We start from the raw sequence: 20,541 nt of genomic DNA on the forward strand, positions 1-20,541 counted from the left end.
GGTTGTCAGCGGCTGTTGGCGCTAAAAGCCTTGGTGTCTCAAATGTCCAAATTTGAATTTTGAGTGAAAGAGCGCCTTATTACTTGACGCATGCTGAAAAGAAAAAGCAGCATTATGCATCCCGTGTAGACGTGCCCCTCTTGCAATCGACTGCGCCAGGCGATTGCAAGGCGGTGTCCGTACAAGAGAACGCTCTAGCAATGAAGTTCATGTGACGACTGATTTCTACACCCTTGGTTGGGTAAGAGTACAAAAGTTTATGTGGCCCATTTTGACAAGGGCCTCAAGTTCTAGCGAAGGGCTGAATTAGTCAGCCTGCAACTCCGCTTTTTGGCGCTAAGGAACTGATGATTCTTATATCCGCAGTCTTTTCTTTCTGGTAGTCGATTCGCCAGCGCCATGACCTGATTTTAGAGTCCGTACTGGGGAGTGCGGGCTCTCTTCAATGCGCATATCAAGCCTCGCCGGTGCGGCTTTGCTCTCCGGCGCGCGTCTGGCTGCGCGTCTTCAACCACTATTAGTCGCCGACAATGAATAGGGGAAGTTATGCAAAGCTCGCGTTATCAGAAAGGAGCTATATCCAATAGCCCTTTGACCAGTTTCAGCCGATTCTTCGGCCCCTGGACGCTTGGGGTGGTGGGCGGCTGTACGCTGCTGCTTGGCTGCAAGGCAGCCTTCGCCGAGGGCTTGGTTGACGACAGCAAACTGGTGCTGACGGTACGCAACTTCTACTTCAACAGTGACCGCGCCAACGGACGGGCGAACCAGGAAGACTGGACTCAGGGTTTCCTGCTGGACTATCAGTCAGGGTTCACGCCGGGCCCGGTGGGGGTCGGGATCGATGCCTTCGGTTACCTGGGCCTCAAGCTCGATGCCGGCCCGGGGCGCCGTGGCACCGGTAACTTGCCCGTCCATGCCGGGAACGAGCCGGCTGACGAATATTCCCGTGCCGGCGCTGCGCTGAAGCTGCGTCTGGGCAATACCGTGGTGCGCTATGGGCAACAGGCGCCCACGGCGCCGGTGTTCGCCATCAGCACCAGTCGCCTGCTGCCGCAGACCGCCATGGGTTGGAGCCTGCTCAGTAACGACGTGACGGATCTGTTGCTGGAGGCAGGGCATTTCACCTCTTCCACCGATCAGGTCAGCACCAACCGCAACGGGGATCTCTGGGCCGGATACGCACGGCAGCGCGCCGACCACATCGATTTCGCCGGTGGCAAGTACAGCCCGGTCAAGGGCGTCAGCCTGTCGCTCTATGCGGCGCAGCTGGATGACATCTGGAACCAGTACTACGGCAACCTGAATCTGGTGAAGGCGCTGTCCGGCACCCAGGCGCTGACCTTCGATGCGAATCTCTATCGCACGCGGGATACCGGAGCGGCCAAAGCGGGTCCCATCGACAATACCTCCTATAGCCTGGCCACCGCCTTCAGCCAGGGGCCGCACACCTTCACCCTGGGCTGGCAGCAGATCCACGGTGATACGCCGTTCGACTATGTGGCCCTGGGCGACAACGACCGCCTGGGCGGCGGAATCTTCCTGGCCAACGCCGTCATGCTCTCCGATTTCAATGCCCCGGGCGAACGCTCCTGGCAGGCGCGCTACGATCTCAACTTCAAGTCGCTCGGCGTGCCCGGCCTCAGCCTCATGACCCGCTACCTTGAGGGCAGTGGTATCGATGGCCGTGATCTGCCGGCCAACAGTGCCTATCGCGGGCTCTATGGCGCCGACGACCACGAGCACGAAGTCGACCTGGAGGGTCGCTACGTGCTGCAGTCGGGCGCGGTCAAGGGGCTGTCGATCCGGGTCCGCCAGGCCTGGCACCGCGGCTCGCCATCCACCGGCGGTTCGGTCAATCAGCTGCGGGTCATCCTCGACTATCCGCTGCAATTGCTCTGACGCTACCGTCCTCCCAATGGACGCCGCAACCGCTGGCAAGCGGTTCGCGGCCGTCCGTCGCCCCTGGCTTAAGGGGGCACCGCTGCGCCGATATCCCTAATAGTCATTTTATCAGGGATGCCCACCCATGAATCTTCGCAGCCTGAACGTCGCGCCCCGCGCCGTGCTGTTCTTTTCCATGATCGTCCTGATCGTCTTCGCCCTCGGCGGCGTCGCCGTGGTGCAGATGGGCAAGCTGTACGATGCGGAACAGGAGGTGGAGACCAACTGGCTGCCGGGCAACCAGCTGGCGGCGAAGATGAGTGGCGGATTGCTGCGGCTGCGCCTGGAAAGCCTCAGGGCCACCACCACGCCGGATCCGCAGCTGCGGGCCCAGACCGTCGCGGCCTTCCCCGGCTATCGCGAGGCCTTCTTCACCGCGGTCAAGGACTACGAAAGGACCGTGGCCGACGCTGAAGATCGCCAGCTGTACGCCGCCGTGGTCAAGGGCGCCGAAAGCTACCGGACACTGCTGGATACCTTCGAACCCAAGCTGCGCGCGGGCGACAACGAAGGCGCCATCGCCCTGATCAACACCTCGATCCGTCCGCTCACCAACGCGCTGGAAAAGACCATCGCCGAGCTGAACGCTTTCAACGAGCGCGGTGCCAAGGCCGCTGGGCAGGCGGCCGGTGCCACCTATGCCAACGGCCTGCTCTGGGTCTATGGGCTGATCGGCCTGACCATAGCGGCCACCGTCGTGCTGGCCGCGCTGCTGATCCGCAGCATCACCCTGCCGGTGGGCGAAGCCCTGCGAATCGCCCAGCGGATCGCGCGCAAGGACCTCACCGAGCGCATCACCGTGGTCGGTCGTGACGAGGCTGCGGGGATGTTGCAGGCGCTGGCCCAGATGCAGGGCAATCTGCGCGACACCCTTTCCCATATCGCCGACAGCTCGACCCAGCTGGCGTCCGCAGCGGAAGAAATGACCGCGGTGATCGATGAAGCCGGGCGCGGTTATGTGCGGCAGAACGACGAGGTCAATCAGGCTGCCAGCGCCGTGACCGAGATGAGTTCGGCGGTGGAGGAGGTCGCGCGCAACGCCGCCGATGCGGCCAGCACCTCGCTGCATACCCAGACCCTGACCAGCGATGGCCTGGACAAGGTCACCCGCACGGTCCAGTCGATCGAGGCACTGGCGCAGAACGTGGCCAGTACCAGCGAGCAGATCCAGGCCCTGTCCTCCCGTGCCCAGGACATCAACGCCGTGGTCGAGGTCATTCGCGGCATCGCCGAGCAGACCAACCTGCTGGCGCTGAACGCCGCCATCGAGGCGGCCCGGGCGGGCGAGCAGGGCCGTGGCTTCGCCGTGGTCGCCGACGAGGTACGGGCGCTGGCCCATCGTACCCAGCAGTCGACTCGCGAGATCGAGCAGATGATCGGCGCCATCCAGAGCGATTCGTCGCTGGCCGTAAAGGCCATGGCCGAGAGTCAGCAACTGGCGGGCGAGTCCACCTCGGTCGCCCAGTTGGCCAATGTGTCCCTGGAACAGATCGCGGCATCCATCTCCCAGATCAACGACCGCAATGCGGTCATTGCCACCGCCGCCGAGGAGCAGGCCCAGGTGGCCCGCGAAATCGATCGCAACATCACCAGCATCCGCGACCTGGCGACCCAGAGCGCGACCGGAGCCACCCAGACCGCCAGCGCTAGCGCCGAGGTCTCCAGGCTCGCCACCGGACTGAATCGCGTGGTGCGGGAATTCGCCGTCTGACCTGGCATCGTCGCGCCGTTCCCGCCTAGCCCGGGCAGGAAGGGCGCGCAGCCTCCCGCTGCATCTTTGCCTCAGTCACCCATGCTGCAATAGCCTGACTACTACCCGTCGCGCGGCACTCTTCCAAGCGGCGGCGGGGCCTCTGGCACGCCCGCTCGGCGCTGGCACACCCGCCAGACTGTCTTTAGTATCCCGTTACATCGCGTCTGGCATCCGGTAGAGAACGAATCGGCGCTTGGCCTGCCTAAACAGTGTCCAATCAACCCGGAGTCCTACCATGAACGCGAAGAAAATCTCTGCCCTGATGTTTGCTGGTCTGATCGCCGCCAGTGGCGCTGCCTTCGCCACCGAAGGTGCAGGCAATCCGCCGAAGGCCAACAGCGCCGGTATGGGCACCCCGGCGGGTCAGAAGACCGGTGAAGGCGCAGGCGCCGCTACCGGTGCTGGCAAGACCACGCTCAACGAGCAGGGCCAGAAGCAACAGCAGTAAGGTCGAAGGGTCGCTGGCACCGCCGGCGACCCTGAACCTGCGTCTAGAATGGAACTTTACAGGCCTCTTGTGTCCAAGGGAGCCGAGCGTGTGGGTACAGGGGTCAGATGGTGAGTGCGGAACAGAGCAAGGTTGTCCTGGTCGTCGAGGATGAACCGCAGATTTTGATGATTCTTGCGGATTATCTTTCCGAACTGGGCTACACCGTCCTGCAAGCCCCCTCGTCGCTCGAAGCCTTCCGGATCCTGGCCGGGCGGCCACGGCTGGATCTGCTGATCACCGATTTCCGTCTGCCCGACGACGTGTCCGGCGTGATGATCGCCGAGCCGGCGCTCAAGCTGCGCCCCGACCTCAAGGTCCTCTTCATCAGCGGCTATCCCGCCGAAATCATCGACACCGGTTCGCCGTTGCTGGGCAAGGTCCCGCTGCTGACCAAGCCTTTCTCGCTCGAGCGTCTCCACCTCCAGGTGCAGAAACTGCTCGGCGCCTGATCCTCGCCATCGCCATAGATCGTTTTCCTGCCTGGGCAGTCTATTGATCAGGTGCGACCAGTCCGGTCGCCTCAGGTTGGAGACATCGGCGTCCATGGCTATCAAGCATTTCGATCATCACGAAGCGATCTCGTCTGCCGTTCCGGCTGAACAGGGTTTTGAAGCGGTCATCGCCGTCAAGGCGCGGCGCGATGACGCCCGCCCGACCTTTCACAAGGTCGCTACCGAGCGGCATTTCGATCTGGCCTCGGAAGCGGAAGAAGCCGCTGATGCCGCGCTCAATCGGGTGACGGAAATCGGCGAGAACGATGAGCTTCTCTGGGACGAGCAGGCCGTCTGATGAAGAGAGACCAGGAGCAGGGCGAAGAACCTCGACAGACCCAGGAATCCACTCCGGAAGATCCGGAGCTGAGTCGTGAAGAAGAGGAGGATGTCGGCGAGAGTCAGCTGCCTCGCGCGGTGGTTCTCCACGAGATCATCCGCACCCAGGGTGATCATGAACTGGAGCGGACGATCGCAGCGTTGTTCTGGTCGGCACTAGCGGCCGGTTTGACCATGGGCCTGTCGTTGATGGCGATGGGATTGCTCAATGCCAACCTCCCCGAGGGTGGCTACAGCAAGGTTATTGCCAGCTTTGGCTATTCGGCCGGCTTTCTGGCGGTGATCCTGGCTCGTCAGCAGCTGTTCACCGAAAACACGCTTACGGCAGTCCTGCCGGTGATGAGCGAACCAACGCTGCACAACTTTGGCCGTCTGGCCAGGCTGTGGAGCATCGTGTTGGTGGGCAACCTGATCGGTACCATCCTGGTGGCCTATGTGGTCCTCCACCTGCCGCTGTTCGACGCCAAGACCGACGCGAAATTTCTGGAAATCGGCACCCATGTCATGGAGAACGACGCCTCGGCGATGTTTGCCAAGGGCATAGTGTCGGGCTGGATGATCGCGACCATGGTCTGGATGCTGCCAGCAGCAGAGAACGCCAGGATCTGGATCATCGTGCTCATCACCTACCTGATGGCCCTGGGTGACTTCACCCACATCGTGGTGGGTAGCGTCGAGGTGGCCTATCTGGTCTTCGCAGGTGAGGCGAGCTGGAGCGATTTCCTGCTGACCTTTGCCGGGCCGACCCTGGCCGGCAACATCGTCGGCGGCAGCCTGATCTTCGCGCTGATCAGCCACGCCCAGGTACGCAGTGATACCTGAACGCAAAAGGGCCGGCAAATTGCCGGCCCTTCGCAGTGATCAGGCAGCTGCCGCGATTACTCGTCGTCGTTCAGCTGACCCATGGCGGTGGTGTTGAAGCCACCGTCGACATAGAGGATCTCGCCACTGATGCCCGACGCCAGGTCGGAGCAGAGGAAGGCGCCGGCATTGCCGACTTCGTCGATGGTCACATTGCGACGCAGGGGCGTCTGACGCTCGTTTGCGGCTAGCATCTTGCGGAAGCTCTTGATGCCCGAGGCGGCCAGGGTGCGGATGGGACCGGCGGACACGGCGTTGACGCGGGTGCCTTCCGGGCCGAGGCTGCCGGCCAGGTAACGGACGCCGGCCTCGAGGCTGGCCTTGGCCATGCCCATGACGTTGTAGTTGGGCATGGTGCGCTCGGCGCCCAGGTAGGACAGGGTCAGCAGGCTGCCGTTACGGCCGCGCATCATCTCGCGACCGGCCTTGGCCAGGGCGACAAAGCTGTAGGCGCTGATGTCGTGGGCGATCTTGAAGCCGTCACGGGTGGTCACGGCGGTGAAGTCGCCGTCCAGCTGGTCGCCCGGGGCGAAGCCGACCGAGTGGACGATGCAGTCCAGACCATCCCACTTCTTCGCCAGCTCGGCGAACACGGCTTCGATCTGGGCGTCGTCGGCAACGTCGCAGGGGAAGCACAGCTCGGGATTGGAACCCCAGCCCGCGGCGAATTCTTCGACGCGACCCTTGAGCTTCTCGTTCTGGTAGGTGAAGGCCAGCTCGGCGCCTTCGCGGTGCATGGCCGCGGCGATGCCGGAGGCGATGGACAGCTTGCTGGCGACGCCGACGATGAGAACGCGCTTACCGGCGAGAAATCCCATGGTTTTTTCCTCTTCTGTGTTGATTCCCGGGCAGCAGCCTTGGGCTGAGGTCCGGGTTGGGCAGGGCTCTGCGCAGGTCAGAGCGAGATCTTGGCCTGACTCCGCTAGGGGTCAGGCACGGGTGGGGCGGTAAGGTAGCAGGTCGATACCCGGGACAAAAGCGCTGGTTGACCGCTGCGGTGAGCGGTCGCGCCTCAGTTGAGGAACAGCGTCAGGGTCTGACCGGGGGTCAGGGCGGAGGCGATGCGCGGATTCCAGTCCTGCAGCGCCTGCACGCCGATGTTGTAGCGCTTGGCGATCTGGTAGAGCGAATCGCCGGCCTTGACCCGGTAGTAGGTGGGCGCGGCCTTGGCGGTCTTGGTCGTCTTGGCGGCGGCCTGGGTGGTCTTGACGGTATAGGACGCCGGCATCGCCACGGCGGTGGCGGTGCTGCTGCCCGTGCCGTGCAGCTTCAGGGTCTCGCCGACCTTGAGGCCCCGCTTGCCGAGATCGTTCCAGCGCTTGAGGTCGGCCAGTTCCACCTCGTTGGCCCGGGCGATGGACCAGAGGCTGTCGCCGGTCCGCACCTTGTAGGTCCGCACCACGGGCTCTTCGGCCACGGCGATGGTTTCCAGCGGGGTGGTGGTCTTGCCGGTCTCGCGCCGCGGGATCATCAGTTCCCGGCCTGCGGACAGGCGGCTGCTGCTGCTGAGCTTGTTGAGGGCGGCGAGCTGCTCGACGCTCACGCGATTGCGCTTGGCCACGCTGCGCATGGTATCGCCGCGGCGCACCCGGTATTCCTGCCACTGCACCACGGCGTCGGGGGTGATGTTGGGCAGGGTCGCAACCAGGCGCTTGGCCTTTTCCGCCGGCACCAGCAGGTGCTTGGGGCCGTCCATGGTGACGCGCTGGGTGTAGGCGGGATTCAGGCGATAGAGTTCGTTGGCATCCAGGTCCGCAAGCTCGGCCACCCGGGCCAGGTCCAGGTGCTGCTTGATGTCCACCACTTCGAAGTAGGGCTCGTCCGGGATGGATTCCAGGGCCAGGCCGTAAGCGTCCGGGTTGCGCACGATCTGGGAGACGGCGAGCAGCTTGGGTACGTAGTCCTGGGTTTCCGGCGGCAGCGACGACAGATTCCAGTAGTCGGTGGGCAGGCCAAGCGACTGGTTGCGCTCGATGGCGCGGCTGACCGTGCCTTCGCCGGCGTTGTAGGCGGCCAGCGCCAGCAGCCAGTCGCCGCCGAACATGTCGTGCAGCTTGCTCAGGTAATCCAGGGCGGCATTGGTCGAGGCGGTGATGTCGCGACGACCGTCATAGAAGCGGGTCTGGCGCAGATTGAAGTACTTCCCCGTGGTGGGGATGAACTGCCACAGCCCGGAGGCGGCGCTGCGTGAGAGGGCATTGGGGTTGAAGGAGCTTTCCACCACCGGCAGCAGGGCCAGTTCCAGCGGCATGTTGCGCTCTTCCAGGCGCTCGACGATGTAATGCAGATAGGGCGCACCGCGACTGCAGGACTGCGCAAGGGCGGCTTCGTGGCTGGCGTACCAGAGGCGCTGGCGATCGATGCGCGGGTTGGTGCCGTTGTCGCCGGCGCCCTGCAACTGATAGCCGTCCCGTACCCGGTCCCAGATGTCGCCACTGGTCGCTGCCGCGGTCGGCGCCTTGCGCAGCCATTCCGGCGGGCGCTGGATCTTGCTGGGCGTCATGTGCAGATCGGCCTGGTAGGCACGATTATCGGGCTGCTGATTGCTCTGACAGCCGGCGAGGAAGACGGCGAGGCAGAGCGCCGAGACTTTGAAGGAGGTGGCCAGCACGTCTATTTCGCGGGTTTTCGGCGTCGCTGGCGGCATCGGTCTGGGCTTTCCGGGAGCTGAAGGATGGGCGATTCTAGGAACCGCATCCCGGGGGGTCAAGGAACAACCCCTTGGCCTGTGACCTGTACGACGACCGAAAACCCTGGGTTTCAGCGCTCTGGCAGGATCTGGGCAATAGGTGTCAGAACGTGTCCTTCCAGCCGCGCAAGGCGGCGAAATAGGTATCCTCCGACGCCTCGGCCGGCACCGCGCGTTCTTCCTGCAGGCGTTGGCGCACGCTGCTTTCGCCGGTTCTCAGGAAGGGGTTGATCTGGCGTTCGCGGCCCAGGCTGGAGGGCAGGGTGGGGCGCTGGGTTTCCCTGAGTTGCCGGGTCTCGGCCAGGGCCTCCCGGACCGCGGCATTGTCCGGCTCCACCGCCTCGGCGAAACGCAGGTTGTTCAGGGTGTATTCATGGCCACAGTAGATTTCGGTGGCGTCCGGCAACTCGGCCAGGCGCTGCAGCGAGCCGAGCATCTGGCTGGGCGTGCCTTCGAAGAGGCGGCCACAGCCGGCCGAGAAGAGGGTATCGCCGCTGAACAGCAGGGGCCGCTCGCCAGGGACATGGAAGGCGATATGGCCGGCGGTATGGCCAGGCACGCGCAGGACTTCGAAGCGCGTACCCAGCACCTCCAGTTGCTGGCCGTCGGTCAGCGGCAGATCGACCGCGGCGATGCGTTCGTCGGCTGGCGCGCTGACCCGGGCGCCGCTGCGCTGCTTGAGGGCGGCGATGCCACCGGTGTGGTCGTTATGATGGTGGGTGATCAGGATGTCGGAGAGGCGCCAGTCCGGATGGGCGTCGAGCCAGGCCAGGACGGGGGCGGCATCGCCGGGATCGACCACGACCGCCTGTCTTGTCGCGGCGTCCTTGATCAGCCAGATGTAGTTATCGTTGAAAGCGGGCAGCGGAAGGATGTCGAACATGGATGGGCTCTCTGGTCGGACGGCTGGCCCCTAGGGTAGCAGTCGGTGGAAGGGCTTAGGCTTCAGTATGAGAGGACCAGACGATGCACGATGAATTCTCCGCCCAGGTCGATCCGCGCTGGCTGAAATTGATGAGCTCGGCACGGGAATGGCTGGCCGGCCCGCTGGGCCAGTTGCTGCTGGAGCAGGAGCGGGTGCTGATCGACGAAGAGCTCAAGCGTCACTTCGGCAGCTATCTGATCCATTACGGTCCGCACCCCGAGGCGCCGGCCAATTGCGGCCAGCTCCGCCATGCGGTGCGCATCGGTCCGCCGCTGGGAGATGTCGACATCGTCTGCGAGGAGGGCGCCTGGCCGCTGGGTGAGCACGCCGCCGACGTGGTCCTGCTGCAGCACGGTCTCGATTTCTCCCTGGCGCCCCATCGGCTGTTGCGCGAAGCGGCTCTGAGCGTGCGCCCGGGCGGGCATCTGGTGGTGGTGGGCATCAATCCCTGGAGCCTCTGGGGCATGCGCCATTACCTGGCCCGGGATGCCCTGCGCAAGGCCCGTTGTTTCGGCCCCAGCCGGGTCGGCGACTGGCTCTCGGTACTGGGCTTCGCGCTGGAGAAACGTCGCTTCGGGTGTTATCGTCCGCCGCTTTCATCCCCCAAGTGGCAGCAGCGGCTGGCCTGGATGGAGCAGGGTGAGGCCGAACCCAACTGCGAACAGGCGGCGGGGGCGGGCTTCTATCTGCTGTCGGCGCGCAAGCTGATGTTCGGCCTGCGCCCCGTTCCCCAGGCGCGCAAGGAACCGCGTGGCAAGCTGGTGCCCATGCCGGTGGCCAAGATCAGCCGCCGCGAATCGAGTGAATCCAATGAGTGACGATATCGTCGAGGTCTTTACCGACGGCGCCTGCAAGGGCAATCCCGGCCCGGGCGGCTGGGGTGCCTTGCTGAAATTCAAGGGTGCGGAGCGCGAGCTCTGGGGTGGCGAAGCCAACACCACCAACAACCGCATGGAGCTGATGGCGGCCATCCAGGCGCTGGCGGCGCTCAAGCGCCCCTGCCAGATCCGCCTGACCACCGACTCCGAGTACGTGATGAAGGGCATCACCCAGTGGCTGGTGAACTGGAAGAAGCGCGGCTGGCAGACCGCCGCGCGCCAGCCGGTGAAGAATGCCGAATTGTGGCAGGCCCTGGACGAGCAGGTTCAGCGCCATCAGGTCGAGTGGCGCTGGGTGCGCGGCCATACCGGCCATCCCGAGAACGAGCGGGCCGACCAGTTGGCCAACCGCGGTGTCGATGAAGTCCGGCAGGCCAAGCAGGCCGCCAAGGCGTAACCAGCCAAGAGGTTAGCGATGAGATACGTAGTTCTGGATACCGAAACCACCGGCATGCCGGTGACCGATGGCCATCGAATCATCGAGATCGGTGGGGTGGAGGTCATTGGCCGGCGGCTGACCGGGCGGCACTTCCATGTCTATCTCAATCCGGATCGGCAGATCGACGAAGGCGCCATCGCGGTCCACGGCATCACCGACGAATACGTGGCCGACAAGCCGCGCTTCGCCGAGATCGCCGACAGCTTTTTCGAATTCATCGAAGGCGCCGAACTGGTCATCCACAACGCACCCTTCGACGTGGGCTTCATCAACATGGAGTTCGCCCGGCTGGGCGCCCATCCCGAGCGGGCCGACATCACCAAGCACTGCTCGGTGCTCGACACCCTGGTCATGGCCCGCGGTCGGCATCCCGGGCAGCGCAACAGCCTGGATGCGCTCTGCAAGCGCTATGGCGTAGACAACTCCAACCGCGAGCTGCACGGCGCCCTGCTGGACGCCGAGATCCTCGCCGACGTCTACCTGGCCATGACCGGTGGCCAGACCAGCCTGTCCCTGGCCGCGCACGGCCAGGAAGGCAATGGCGATGGCAACTACGTCATGCCGATCAGGCGGCTGCCGGCCGATCGCCAGCGCACGCGCGTGATCAACGCCAGCAGCGCCGATCTCGATGCCCATGCGGCGCGGATGGCGGCCATCGAGAAGAGCTGTGGCCGGACCCCCCTCTGGCTGGCGGGCGCCGGAGCCGAATAACGCCTTCCTCCCTTCTCCCCAGCGCCCGGTCAGTGCCTGACCGGACGTTCGCGTTCGTCCGAATAAGCTGAAAGACCTCACAATTTTCAGCTATTGTTCAACTAAGATGCTGCAGGCTGGTCATTTGAGCCCGCATGAAGCCTCGAATTTCGAATTGCGCGGAACTTTATTGGTTCCTGAAAATCATATGACGATTCGGAATTATCGCTTCGCTTTTGTGGATTTACAGGTCTAGCGTTCCAGAGCAAGGTTCCCTGGCGTGGCGTGAGGTCGAATCCCCGTCCGCCTGGAATGATTAGTGTGGCCCGGTCAGGAAGACGCAGGTACCTAGGCTCCAGTTGGAATAGCAAGCCTTTCTTCCCGTTTTAAAATGGCGTTGGCGAGGTTGTAATGGCGCAGGAGGCGTAAGGCACTATGGTGACCGGAGCAAGAGCTTTGAGCTTGGTCCGCGAACAGCTGTTCGCGACCATAGAGGAAGCTGAATCCCATCTTGAACGATTCATCGTCGAGCGGCACTGCAGCAGCCTGTTGCAACGCGCGGTCGAGAGTATCGGCCAGATTCGCGGCGCCCTGACGCTGATCGAGCTGGCAGGCGCCCAGTTGCTCGCCCATCAGACGCTGCAGATTGCCAACGACATCCCGGCCGGCGCCGGTCCCGAGCATGACGAGCACCTCATGGCGATCTGCCGTGGGCTGCATGTCCTGCGCCGCTATCTCGAACAGCTGCGCAGCGGCCAGGACGAGATGCCCGAATTGCTGCTGCCGGCGATCAATGCCCTGCGCCTGGCGGGCGGCGAACCCGAACTCCCGGAAAGCTATTTCTTCAGTGTCCGCCTCGACCAGCGCCCGCTGATCAGCGCCACCACGCGCCTTGGCCTGCGCGAGCGTCAGGCCCAGGCACGCCGGATGCGCCAGATGTACCAGGTCGGCCTGCTGGGCTTCCTGCGCGACGTCAATGGCGTAGCCAGTCTGCGCCTGATGGCGCGGGCGCTGGAGCGCTCCGCGGCGCTGCTGCACGATCAGGTCGGCGGCTACCTGCCCTGGGTCGCCGCGGCTACCGTCGAGGGCTTCGCCCAGGGTCGCCTGACTGCCACCCGTGAACGCAAGCAGCTGTTCGCCCGGGTGGATCGCGAATTGCGCCAGATGCTGGGCAACGAATTGCACGAGCCCGCGCGCAGCACTCTCAAGGAGTTGCTGTATCTGCTGGCGCTGGCCGGTGTCGAGGGCGCCCATCCACAGGAAGTCATGAATGCCTACGGTTTCGAGCGACTCGGTTTCACCGACGCCCAGCTCGAAGCCGGCAAGAAGCGTCTCGCCGGTCCGGGCCATGCCGTGATGCATTCGCTGTCGGCCGCCATCCGCGAAGAGCTGGAGACGGTCAAGGACCTGATAGATCTCATCGAAACCGAATTGCGCAACGGCGCCGAGCAGAATCGGCTGCCACGCTCCGACAACTTCTCCCGGCTGTATGTCCAGGTCGGCCTGCTCGGCAAGACGCTGGAGATGGTTGGCCAGGAGAATGCCGGCCAGGTCCTGCAGCAGTGCCTGCCGAATATCTCCCAGTTCCGCGACAAGTCCCTGGTGCTGGACGATCTGGCGCCCCTGGCCGATGCCCTGCTGCTGGTGGAAAGTCTGCTGGGCCAGCCCGAAGGGCAGGGCTCGCTGATCGACGTGCCGCTGGAAGCCGATGGCGTCCAGGTCAGTGTCGCCAATTACCAGCTGGGCGAAGCCCAGGCGCTGTTGCATCGGGAAGCCTACAAGGGCCTGACCGACGCCAAGCGCGCCATCGGTGCCTTCCTCGATTCGCGGGGCGACGCCCTGCACCTGGCCACCGTGCCGGCGCTGCTGGATACCGTCCGCGGGGCGTTGTTCTTCCTGGGCAATCCCCGGGCGGCCGAGCTGGTGCGTGCCTGCACCGGTTACATCCAGCGCTGCCTGATCGAGGGCGGCCAGGCCTGTGAGCCGGCGACCCTCGAGGTGCTGGCGGATGCCCTCAGCAGCATCGAATTCTTTGTCGAAAGCGGTGGCACCGAGAGTCAGGACGGTACCCCGGAAATCCTCGATATCGCCGCGCAAAGCATTCGCGCCCTGGGCTGGACCTCGGCTGCGGCATGAGTGCCTGGCAGCCCGGCTGGTTCCAGACCGCCCAATCCTCTGGCGGTTGGCTGGTCGTCCATAGCGGCCAGGCGTTTCTGACCTCGGGTGCGGACGTGCTCTTCGCCAGCGACGATCCGCGGGTGCAGGGATTCGAAGGAGAGCGCCACGGCCTTGGCCAGTGGCAGGCCCAGCCGGTCACCCTGCTCGAACTGGACACCCCGCCGGACATCGAGGGCTGCGTCTGGCAACCCTTGCGGCCGCTGATGCTGCAATCGCCCCATGCGCTGTTCAAGTTGCTGGGCTATGCCAATCAGATCGGGACCTGGGCACGCCAGCATCGCTTCTGCGGACAGTGCGGTACCCGCACCTTCGCCCTCGATGGCCAGCGCGGCCTCAAATGCCCGAATTGCCAGCTCACCCAATATCCGCGCCTGTCGCCGAGCATGATCGCCCTGGTCACGCGCGGCGACGAGGTACTACTGGCGCGGTCGCCCCGTTTCGCGCCCGGGGTCTTCAGCACCCTGGCCGGCTTCGTCGAGCCGGGCGAGTCGGCGGAGGCCTGCGTGCACCGGGAGATCATGGAAGAGGTGGGCGTTTCGGTCACCAACCTGCGCTATCAGGGCAGCCAGAACTGGCCCTATCCGCATTCCCTGATGCTGGGCTATCACGTCGATTACCTGAGCGGCGACATCCGGTGCCAACCGGATGAAATCGAAGATGCCCGCTGGTTCCACCTGCGCGAGTTGCCGACGCTGCCGCCGGCCTTTTCCATCTCGCGCTTTCTGATCGATTGCTATCGGGTCGAGCGCCTAGGCGGCGCTGAACCAGTGCTGCCAGATTAGCTTGACGGTCAGCGCCAGCACGACGCAGATGAACACCGGGCGGATGAACTTGGCGCCGCCGGCGATGGCGCTGCGCGCGCCCAGGTAGGCCCCGAGGGTCAGCGACAGACCCATGGTCAGCCCCAGCACCCAGAGCACCTGTCCCAGGGCGATGAACATCACCAGGGCGACCCCGTTGCTGACGAAATTCATGGTGCGCGCCACGCCGCTGGCCTTGAGCAGATCCAGGGGATAGAGCAGCAGGCTGCTGACCGTCCAGAAGGCGCCCGTGCCTGGCCCGAACAAGCCGTCGTAGGCACCCAGCGTCAGGCCCTGGGGCCATTGGCGCCGTTGCGGCACGGGCGCATCGCTGAGCACCGGTGCCTTGGGCGTGCCGCCGAACAGCAGATAGAGGGCGCAGCTGAACACCACGACCGGCAGCAGCTGATTGAGGAAGTCCGCGGAGAGATGGTGGGCCACCAGGGCGCCGATCCCCGCACCGAGGGCGGTAGCCAGCAGCGCATGCCGCCACTGACGGGGATGGAACAGCTTGCGGCGGTAGAAGGTGTAGGCGGCGGTAGCGCTGCCAAAGGTCGAGCTGAGCTTGTTGGTGCCGATCGCCAGATGGGGCGGCACGCCGGCCATCAGCAGCGCCGGCACCGTGAGCAGGCCGCCACCGCCGGCGATGGCGTCGATGTAACCGGCGAGGAAGGCGACCCCGGCGAGCAGCGTCAGGGTCATGGGGTCCAGGGCGAATTCGAGCATGAGGGTAGGGCGCCAGGTGGAACGGGGGCGCCATCATGCATCAGACGCGCAGCCGTCACCACCTGCGGGCGACCTCGATCAATCCAGGGCGGGGAAGGGCAATCCGACGTAGTTTTCCGCGAGAGTGGTGCGACCCGCTCTGGAATCGAGCAGCGCCTGGAGTTCGGCGTCCTGCACCCGCTGGGTGAAGGCATCGGTATCCGGAAAACGGTGCAGGGCGGTGGTCATCCACCAGGAGAAGCGCACTGCCGCCCAGATCCGCTTCAGGCAGAGCGCCGAGTAGCGTTCGAGGCAGCTGGCGTCGCCGTTGCGATAGGCGCGTTCCAGCAGCAGGTGCAGATTGCGCACGTCGCCCAGGGCCAGGTTGAGTCCCTTGGCGCCGGTGGGCGGGACGATATGGGCGGCATCGCCGACCAGGAACAGCCGGCCGTATTGCATGGGTTCGACCACATAGCTGCGCAGCGGGGCGATGCTCTTTTCCAGCGAGGGACCGGTCACCAGCTGGGCCGCCGTCTCGGCCGGCAGGCGCGCCTTGAGTTCCGCCCAGAAACGCTCGTCCGACCAATTCTCCACCGCGTCCCCGGCTTCCACCTGCAGGTAGTAACGACTGCGGGTCGCGGACCTCATGCTGCACAGGGCGAAGCCTCGCGGGTGATTGACGTAGATGAGTTCGTCGGCGGCAGGCGGGGTGTCGCTCAGCAAGCCCAGCCAGCCGAAGGGATAGACCCGCTCGTATTCGGTGAGCACGCCGTCCGGGATGCTGCGGCGCGAGACGCCACGGAAGCCGTCGCAGCCGGCGATGTAATCGCAGTCGATGCGCAGCGTCTCACCGGCGACCTGGCAGGTGACATGAGGGCGCTCGCCCTTGAGTTCGTGGGGCTGGACCTCGCTGGCCTGGTAAAAGGTAGGGGCGCCACTGGCCTGGCGGGCGGCCATCAGGTCGCGGGTCACCTCGGTCTGGCCATAGACGGTGACGCAGCGTCCGCCCAGCAGATCGTTCAAGTCCAGTCGCTCGCGCTTGCCGTGGATGGCGAACTCCACGCCTTCATGCACCTGGCCTTCCTGTTCCAGCCGCTCGGCGACGCCGGCCTGGCGTAGCAGATCGACCGTGCCCTGTTCGAGCACGCCGGCACGGATGCGGCTGAGTACGTGGTCGGCGCTCTGGCGCTCGACGATGACGTTGTCGATACCCGAGCGGGTGAGCAGCTGGCCCAGCAGCAGTCCGGAAGGGCCCGCGCCGATGATGACGACTTGGGTGCGCATGGAGTCTGTCCTCTTGTCTGGCGTGAACGCCGTTTATTATGGGGCTCCGGTATTTTTGGACGGTTTCCGCCGGTATCGACAGCGACCTTTGCGATACTTTCTGGTACTTTTCAATGATTCGTGCGGCTATCGCCCAAGGACTGACGATGACCACTGCCTTGCCACCCATCTTCAAGCTGTATGGCGAGGCCCAGGCTTGGCCAGCGCCGGACCTGCTGCACTGCGAAACCATCGAGAGTCGCAGTCGGCTGCATGCCTGGCATATCGAAACCCATCGTCATGCGGATCTCGCGCAGCTGCTCTATGTGCGCCAGGGCGGGGTGCGCCTGCAGCTGGAAGACTGGCAGGGCGAAAGGACCGGGCCGCTGCTGGTGGTGCTGCCGGTGTTGTGCGTGCATGCCTTCGAATTCGAGCCTTCGGTGGAGGGCTTCGTGGTCACCCTGCCGGTGCCTCAGCTGGAGCGCCTGAAGCAGCGCTGCCAGAGAGCCGGGCAGGGACTGTTCCTGGCCGCCGGGTGCCTGGACCTGAGCGGACCCGACGCCCCCTGGATCGACCAGTTGATCGGTCAGCTCGTCGCCGAATACGAGGGCCACAAGCCGGGTCGCGAGGTCATGCTCGAAGCCCTGCTCGACAGCCTGGCGATCTGGCTGTTGCGGCAGCATCGGCCCGAACAGGGCGCGACCCTGCCACGACGCGCCGAACAGCACCTGGGACGCTTTCTGGCGCTGGTGGAGCAGCACTATCGCGAGCACTGGAGCCTGGGGCGCTACGCGGCGGCGCTCGGGATCTCGGGAGTACACCTGAACGGCCTCTGCCGGCAGCTGGCCGGAGCCTCGGCGCTGGCCATCGTGCACCAGCGCCTGCTGCTGGAGGCGCGCCGCACCCTGACCTACACCCAGGCATCGGTGGGCGAGATCGCCGATGCCCTGGGCTTTGCCGATCCGGCCTACTTCGCCCGCTTTTTCCGCCGCGGCACCGGCCAGAGTCCGCTCAGTTATCGCCGTCTTGCGGGCCAACAACCGCCGAGCTGAGGGGCAGGGGATCGGCTGCCAGGGTTTCGCCGACGCGCGTGGCCAGGGCGTCGAGATTGAAGGGCTTGGTGATCAGGGTCATGCCGGGGTCGAGATAGCCTTCCAGGTGGGCCCCCTCGGCATAGCCGGTGGCGAACAGTACCTTGAGACCGGGCCGGCGCTGCCGCGCGATCTCGGCCAGCTGGCGACCGTTCATGCCCGGCAGGCCGACATCGGATAGCAGCAGGTCGATGGGGCGGCCGCTTTCCAGCAACGGCAGCGCGCTGCGCGCGTCTTCGGCCTGCAGGGTCGCGTAGCCCAGTTCGCGCAACAGATCCACCACCATCTGCCGGACCACGGGTTCGTCTTCCACCACCAGCACGGTCTTGCCGGCGCTATGAGCGGTGACCGTAGGGGAGGCTAGCCGCGGCGGTTCCACATCGGCGCCCAGGTAGCGGGGCAGGTAGAGGCCCACGGTTGTGCCCTGGCCGGGCAGGGAATCGAGCCGGACATGCCCCTTGGACTGCTTGGCGTAGCCGTAGATCATCGACAGCCCCAGGCCGGTGCCCTGGCCGATGGGTTTGGTGGTGAAGAAGGGGTCGAAGGCGCGTGCCATGACCTCGGGCGGCATCCCGGTGCCGTTGTCCGCCACCAGCAGCGCCACGTAGTCACCGGCGCTCACGGCGTCCAGGCCATTGCCACTGTCGCTGAGATAGACATTGCGCGTCTCGATGCGGACGGTGCCGCCATGGGGCAGGGCATCGCGGGCATTGATGACCAGATTGAGCAGGGCGCTTTCCAGTTGGTGGGCATCGGTGAGCGCCTGCCAGAGTCCGGCGTCCAGCTCGAGCTGCAGGACGATATCGCCGCGCAGACTGCGTAGCAGCAGCTCCTCCATGGAGCGCACGCAGTCGTTGACGTGAATGGGCTGCAGATCCAGCGCCTGGCGCCGGGAAAAGGCCAGCAACCGCTGGGTGAGGGCGGCCGCGCGCTGGGCGGAGGTCAGCGCCGAGTGCAGATACTGGTCGAATTTGTCCTGGCGACCGGCCTTCTGGTGCCGCTGCAGCATGTCGAGACTGCCCATGATGCCGGTCAGCAGATTGTTGAAGTCGTGGGCGATGCCACCGGTGAGCTGACCCACAGCTTCCATCTTCTGCGCCTGGCGCAACTGCTCCTGCAGCTCCTGCTGCTCGGTGACGTCGCGCCCCACGGCGTAGATCAGCTCGTCTTCGGCGCTGGCGGTCCAGTCGAGGATGCGATAGCTGCCATCGCGGCCACGCAACCGCGCCCTGAGATTGGCCGAGCCCTGCTGGCGGCCCAGGCTGCGCAGGGTATCGAAGACCTGGCGCTGATCGTCGGGATGGATGAGTTCAGTGAGCTGGATGCTGGCCAGATCGGTCTCACGCCGTCCCAGCAGGCGGGTAGCGGCGCTGTTAACCGTCTTTACCTCGCCATCGGCGCGGCAGATCACCATGAGGTCATGGCTGATGCGCCACATCCGGTCACGCTCGCGGGTGCGCAGTTCGATCTGTTGCTCCAGCTCCTGGCGCGAACGGGTGAGGACCTCCCGCGCATCGACGATGCTCTGGATATCGGTGCAGGTGCCGAACCATTGCTCGATGCGGCCCTTGGCGTCACGCACCGGTTGCGCCCGGCCGAGCACCCAGCGGTAGCGCCCGGAGCGATGCCGCAGGCGGTATTCGATGTGGTAGGGCTCGCCGGTGCTGAGGCTGTGGTGCCAGACCTTCCAGGTGCGCTCCTGGTCGTCCGGGTGGAAGACGTTGGCCCAGCCTTCGCCCTCCGTGGAGCCTTCCGGCACTCCGGTGAACTCGTACCAGCGGTTGTTGAAATAGAAGTGGTGGCCATCGGGGCGGGTGGCCCAGACCATCTGGTCGATGGAGTTGATGATGGCGCGCAGCTGCGCCTCGTTGCGGGCCAGCTCCTGAGCCTGGCGGCGATGATTGCTGATGTCGATGAACAATACCGCGAAACGGTCGCCCGGCAGCTTGTGGGCGCGCACCTCGTACCAGTGTTCATGCTGCAGGTGCAGCAGGATGTCGAACTGGGTGAATTCGGCATCGCCGTTCATGAAGTCGACATAGGCGGGCAGCAGATCGGCTTCCAGCTGCGGCAGGGATTCGCGCAGCGTCCGCCCCAGGACCTGATCCAGGGGGATGCCGGTGAGGGTGGCGAAGACCGGATTGACCTCCAGGAAACGGAAATCCTCCATCCGGCCAGCGGCATCGCGGATCGCCTGGGCCATGTAGAAGCCCTCGCGCATGCCGTGGTACAGCTCCTGCAGCCAGAGATCGCGTTCGGTGATGGCGGCTTCGTTGAGCTTGCGCTCGGTGATGTCGTAGCACACGCCCAGATAGCGGCCGCCGCCCTGGCTGGTCATCAGCTGGCCGCGTCGACCGAGCCAGCGCTCCTCGCCGGTGTCGGCACGGCGAATGCGGTATTCGAGATAGTCGAGGGCGTCGTCGTCCGGCGCCGCGGTCAGGGTTCGCAGGCTGGAGACGTCGTCGGGATGCAGCTGCCGGATCAGCTCTTCCAGGGGATAGCTGCGGCGGACCGGCAAGCCCCACAGCTGGCAGAACCCCGAGGACACCAGCAGTCGGGCCTCGCCGGGTAACAGCTCGAAGGTACCGACGCGCCCGACCTCCTGGGCCAGTCGCACCCGCTCCTCGGCTATCAGCTGATCGGTCCTGTCCTGCAGCACATGTACGAAGCCGAGCGGGTCCTCGGCGTCCTTCAGAGCGGTAGTGGCGATCTCCACCCAGCGTGGCGTACCGCCCTGCACCGTGATCCAGCCGGCGCCCTGGCCGTGCTCGTCGACCAGCGCCTGATGCAGGGCGGTGGTCAGGAAGGCGGCGTCCCGACCCGACGTCAGCAGATCAGCGAAGCGCTGGCCCCGGGCTTCGCTGGCCGGCCAGCCACACAGCAGTTCGGCCCCGCGGTTCCAACGCTCGATGCACCCGTCGCGGTCGGTGATGACCAGAGCGTGGGAGGTCAACTGCAAAAGCGCCTGCTGTTCGAGCAGAGAGGTCGACATGCGTGGATTCCATTCA

General features: G+C 65.0%; 18 protein-coding genes and 1 pseudogene. 13 read left to right on the forward strand and 6 right to left on the reverse strand.

Annotated elements, in window-relative coordinates; translation table 11 throughout:
• Nucleotides 1-591: 591 nt before the first annotated feature.
• The 7 genes and pseudogenes from ACZ5R1_RS11730 (at nt 592) to ACZ5R1_RS11760 (ending at nt 5,836) form a co-directional block, all read left to right on the forward strand.
• A complete protein-coding gene (locus ACZ5R1_RS11730) occupies nt 592-1,899 on the forward strand; it encodes an OprD family porin (protein ID WP_278388137.1) in 1,308 nt (435 codons plus the stop codon).
• Nucleotides 1,900-2,077: 178 nt separating this feature from the next.
• Nucleotides 2,078-2,749: pseudogene (locus ACZ5R1_RS11735) on the forward strand (MCP four helix bundle domain-containing protein); the annotation flags it as partial.
• A gap of 198 nt (nt 2,750-2,947) precedes the next feature.
• A complete protein-coding gene (locus ACZ5R1_RS11740) occupies nt 2,948-3,652 on the forward strand; it encodes a methyl-accepting chemotaxis protein (RefSeq protein ID WP_464713283.1) in 705 nt (234 codons plus the stop codon).
• Between the two features lie 277 nt (nt 3,653-3,929).
• Nucleotides 3,930-4,142 (forward strand): hypothetical protein, encoded by a 213-nt coding sequence (locus ACZ5R1_RS11745; RefSeq protein WP_037007037.1) that lies wholly within the window; start codon nt 3,930-3,932, stop codon nt 4,140-4,142.
• Nucleotides 4,143-4,249: 107 nt separating this feature from the next.
• Entirely contained in the window at nt 4,250-4,633 is a 384-nt protein-coding gene (locus tag ACZ5R1_RS11750) for a response regulator (RefSeq protein ID WP_085982650.1), read from the forward strand.
• Between the two features lie 94 nt (nt 4,634-4,727).
• The gene (locus tag ACZ5R1_RS11755) at nt 4,728-4,973 is read left to right on the forward strand and encodes a hypothetical protein (RefSeq protein WP_027599369.1); all 246 of its coding nucleotides are present in this window, start codon (nt 4,728-4,730) and stop codon (nt 4,971-4,973) included.
• Nucleotides 4,973-5,836 carry a formate/nitrite transporter family protein gene (locus ACZ5R1_RS11760; RefSeq protein ID WP_037007038.1) on the forward strand — a complete coding sequence of 288 codons (864 nt, stop codon included), beginning with the start codon at nt 4,973-4,975 and terminating at the stop codon, nt 5,834-5,836. The genes ACZ5R1_RS11755 and ACZ5R1_RS11760 overlap by 1 nt, the downstream gene beginning before the upstream one ends.
• Nucleotides 5,837-5,892: 56 nt before the next feature.
• Here ACZ5R1_RS11760 and fabI read toward each other — a convergent pair whose 3' ends face one another.
• The 3 genes from fabI to gloB form a co-directional block, all read right to left on the reverse strand.
• Nucleotides 5,893-6,693 carry an enoyl-ACP reductase FabI gene (fabI, locus tag ACZ5R1_RS11765; protein WP_027599367.1) on the reverse strand — a complete coding sequence of 267 codons (801 nt, stop codon included), beginning with the start codon at nt 6,691-6,693 and terminating at the stop codon, nt 5,893-5,895.
• A gap of 194 nt (nt 6,694-6,887) precedes the next feature.
• Nucleotides 6,888-8,522, reverse strand: a complete 1,635-nt coding sequence (locus ACZ5R1_RS11770) for a lytic transglycosylase domain-containing protein (protein WP_027599366.1) — start codon at nt 8,520-8,522, stop codon at nt 6,888-6,890.
• A gap of 145 nt (nt 8,523-8,667) precedes the next feature.
• Nucleotides 8,668-9,447, reverse strand: a complete 780-nt coding sequence (gloB, locus tag ACZ5R1_RS11775; RefSeq protein ID WP_464712286.1) for a hydroxyacylglutathione hydrolase — start codon at nt 9,445-9,447, stop codon at nt 8,668-8,670.
• Between the two features lie 83 nt (nt 9,448-9,530).
• On the opposite strand from gloB, the gene ACZ5R1_RS11780 reads away from it, so the two are divergent.
• The 5 genes from ACZ5R1_RS11780 to nudC all read left to right on the forward strand — a co-directional run bounded on the left by ACZ5R1_RS11780 (nt 9,531) and on the right by nudC (nt 14,456).
• Nucleotides 9,531-10,307, forward strand: coding sequence for a methyltransferase domain-containing protein (locus ACZ5R1_RS11780; protein ID WP_007161712.1), 777 nt, complete (start codon nt 9,531-9,533; stop codon nt 10,305-10,307).
• Nucleotides 10,300-10,764, forward strand: a complete 465-nt coding sequence (gene rnhA, locus ACZ5R1_RS11785) for a ribonuclease HI (protein ID WP_007161713.1) — start codon at nt 10,300-10,302, stop codon at nt 10,762-10,764. Before ACZ5R1_RS11780 ends, rnhA begins: the two co-directional genes overlap by 8 nt.
• An 18-nt stretch (nt 10,765-10,782) precedes the next feature.
• Nucleotides 10,783-11,517 (forward strand): DNA polymerase III subunit epsilon, encoded by a 735-nt coding sequence (gene dnaQ / locus ACZ5R1_RS11790; protein WP_464712287.1) that lies wholly within the window; start codon nt 10,783-10,785, stop codon nt 11,515-11,517.
• 414 nt (nt 11,518-11,931) lie between these two features.
• Complete coding sequence (locus ACZ5R1_RS11795) at nt 11,932-13,632, forward strand: hypothetical protein (RefSeq protein WP_027602279.1); 1,701 nt, start codon at nt 11,932-11,934, stop codon at nt 13,630-13,632.
• Nucleotides 13,629-14,456, forward strand: a complete 828-nt coding sequence (gene nudC, locus ACZ5R1_RS11800; RefSeq protein WP_464712288.1) for an NAD(+) diphosphatase — start codon at nt 13,629-13,631, stop codon at nt 14,454-14,456. The genes ACZ5R1_RS11795 and nudC overlap by 4 nt, the downstream gene beginning before the upstream one ends.
• On the opposite strand, the gene ACZ5R1_RS11805 is transcribed toward nudC, so the two are convergent.
• Nucleotides 14,424-15,200, reverse strand: a complete 777-nt coding sequence (locus ACZ5R1_RS11805) for a TSUP family transporter (protein ID WP_007161717.1) — start codon at nt 15,198-15,200, stop codon at nt 14,424-14,426. The two genes, nudC and ACZ5R1_RS11805, sit on opposite strands and share 33 nt — an antisense overlap.
• A gap of 78 nt (nt 15,201-15,278) precedes the next feature.
• Nucleotides 15,279-16,463, reverse strand: coding sequence for a 4-hydroxybenzoate 3-monooxygenase (pobA, locus tag ACZ5R1_RS11810; RefSeq protein ID WP_464712289.1), 1,185 nt, complete (start codon nt 16,461-16,463; stop codon nt 15,279-15,281).
• Between the two features lie 146 nt (nt 16,464-16,609).
• Between pobA and ACZ5R1_RS11815 the strand changes: the two genes are divergently transcribed.
• Complete coding sequence (locus ACZ5R1_RS11815; protein ID WP_037007914.1) at nt 16,610-17,494, forward strand: helix-turn-helix domain-containing protein; 885 nt, start codon at nt 16,610-16,612, stop codon at nt 17,492-17,494.
• Here the strand turns inward: ACZ5R1_RS11815 and ACZ5R1_RS11820 are convergent.
• The gene (locus tag ACZ5R1_RS11820; protein WP_077172814.1) at nt 17,454-20,525 is read right to left on the reverse strand and encodes a hybrid sensor histidine kinase/response regulator; all 3,072 of its coding nucleotides are present in this window, start codon (nt 20,523-20,525) and stop codon (nt 17,454-17,456) included. The genes ACZ5R1_RS11815 and ACZ5R1_RS11820 overlap by 41 nt on opposite strands.
• Between the last annotated feature and the right edge of the window lie 16 nt (nt 20,526-20,541).

The organism is Pseudomonas sp. Pso3, from assembly GCF_055393275.1.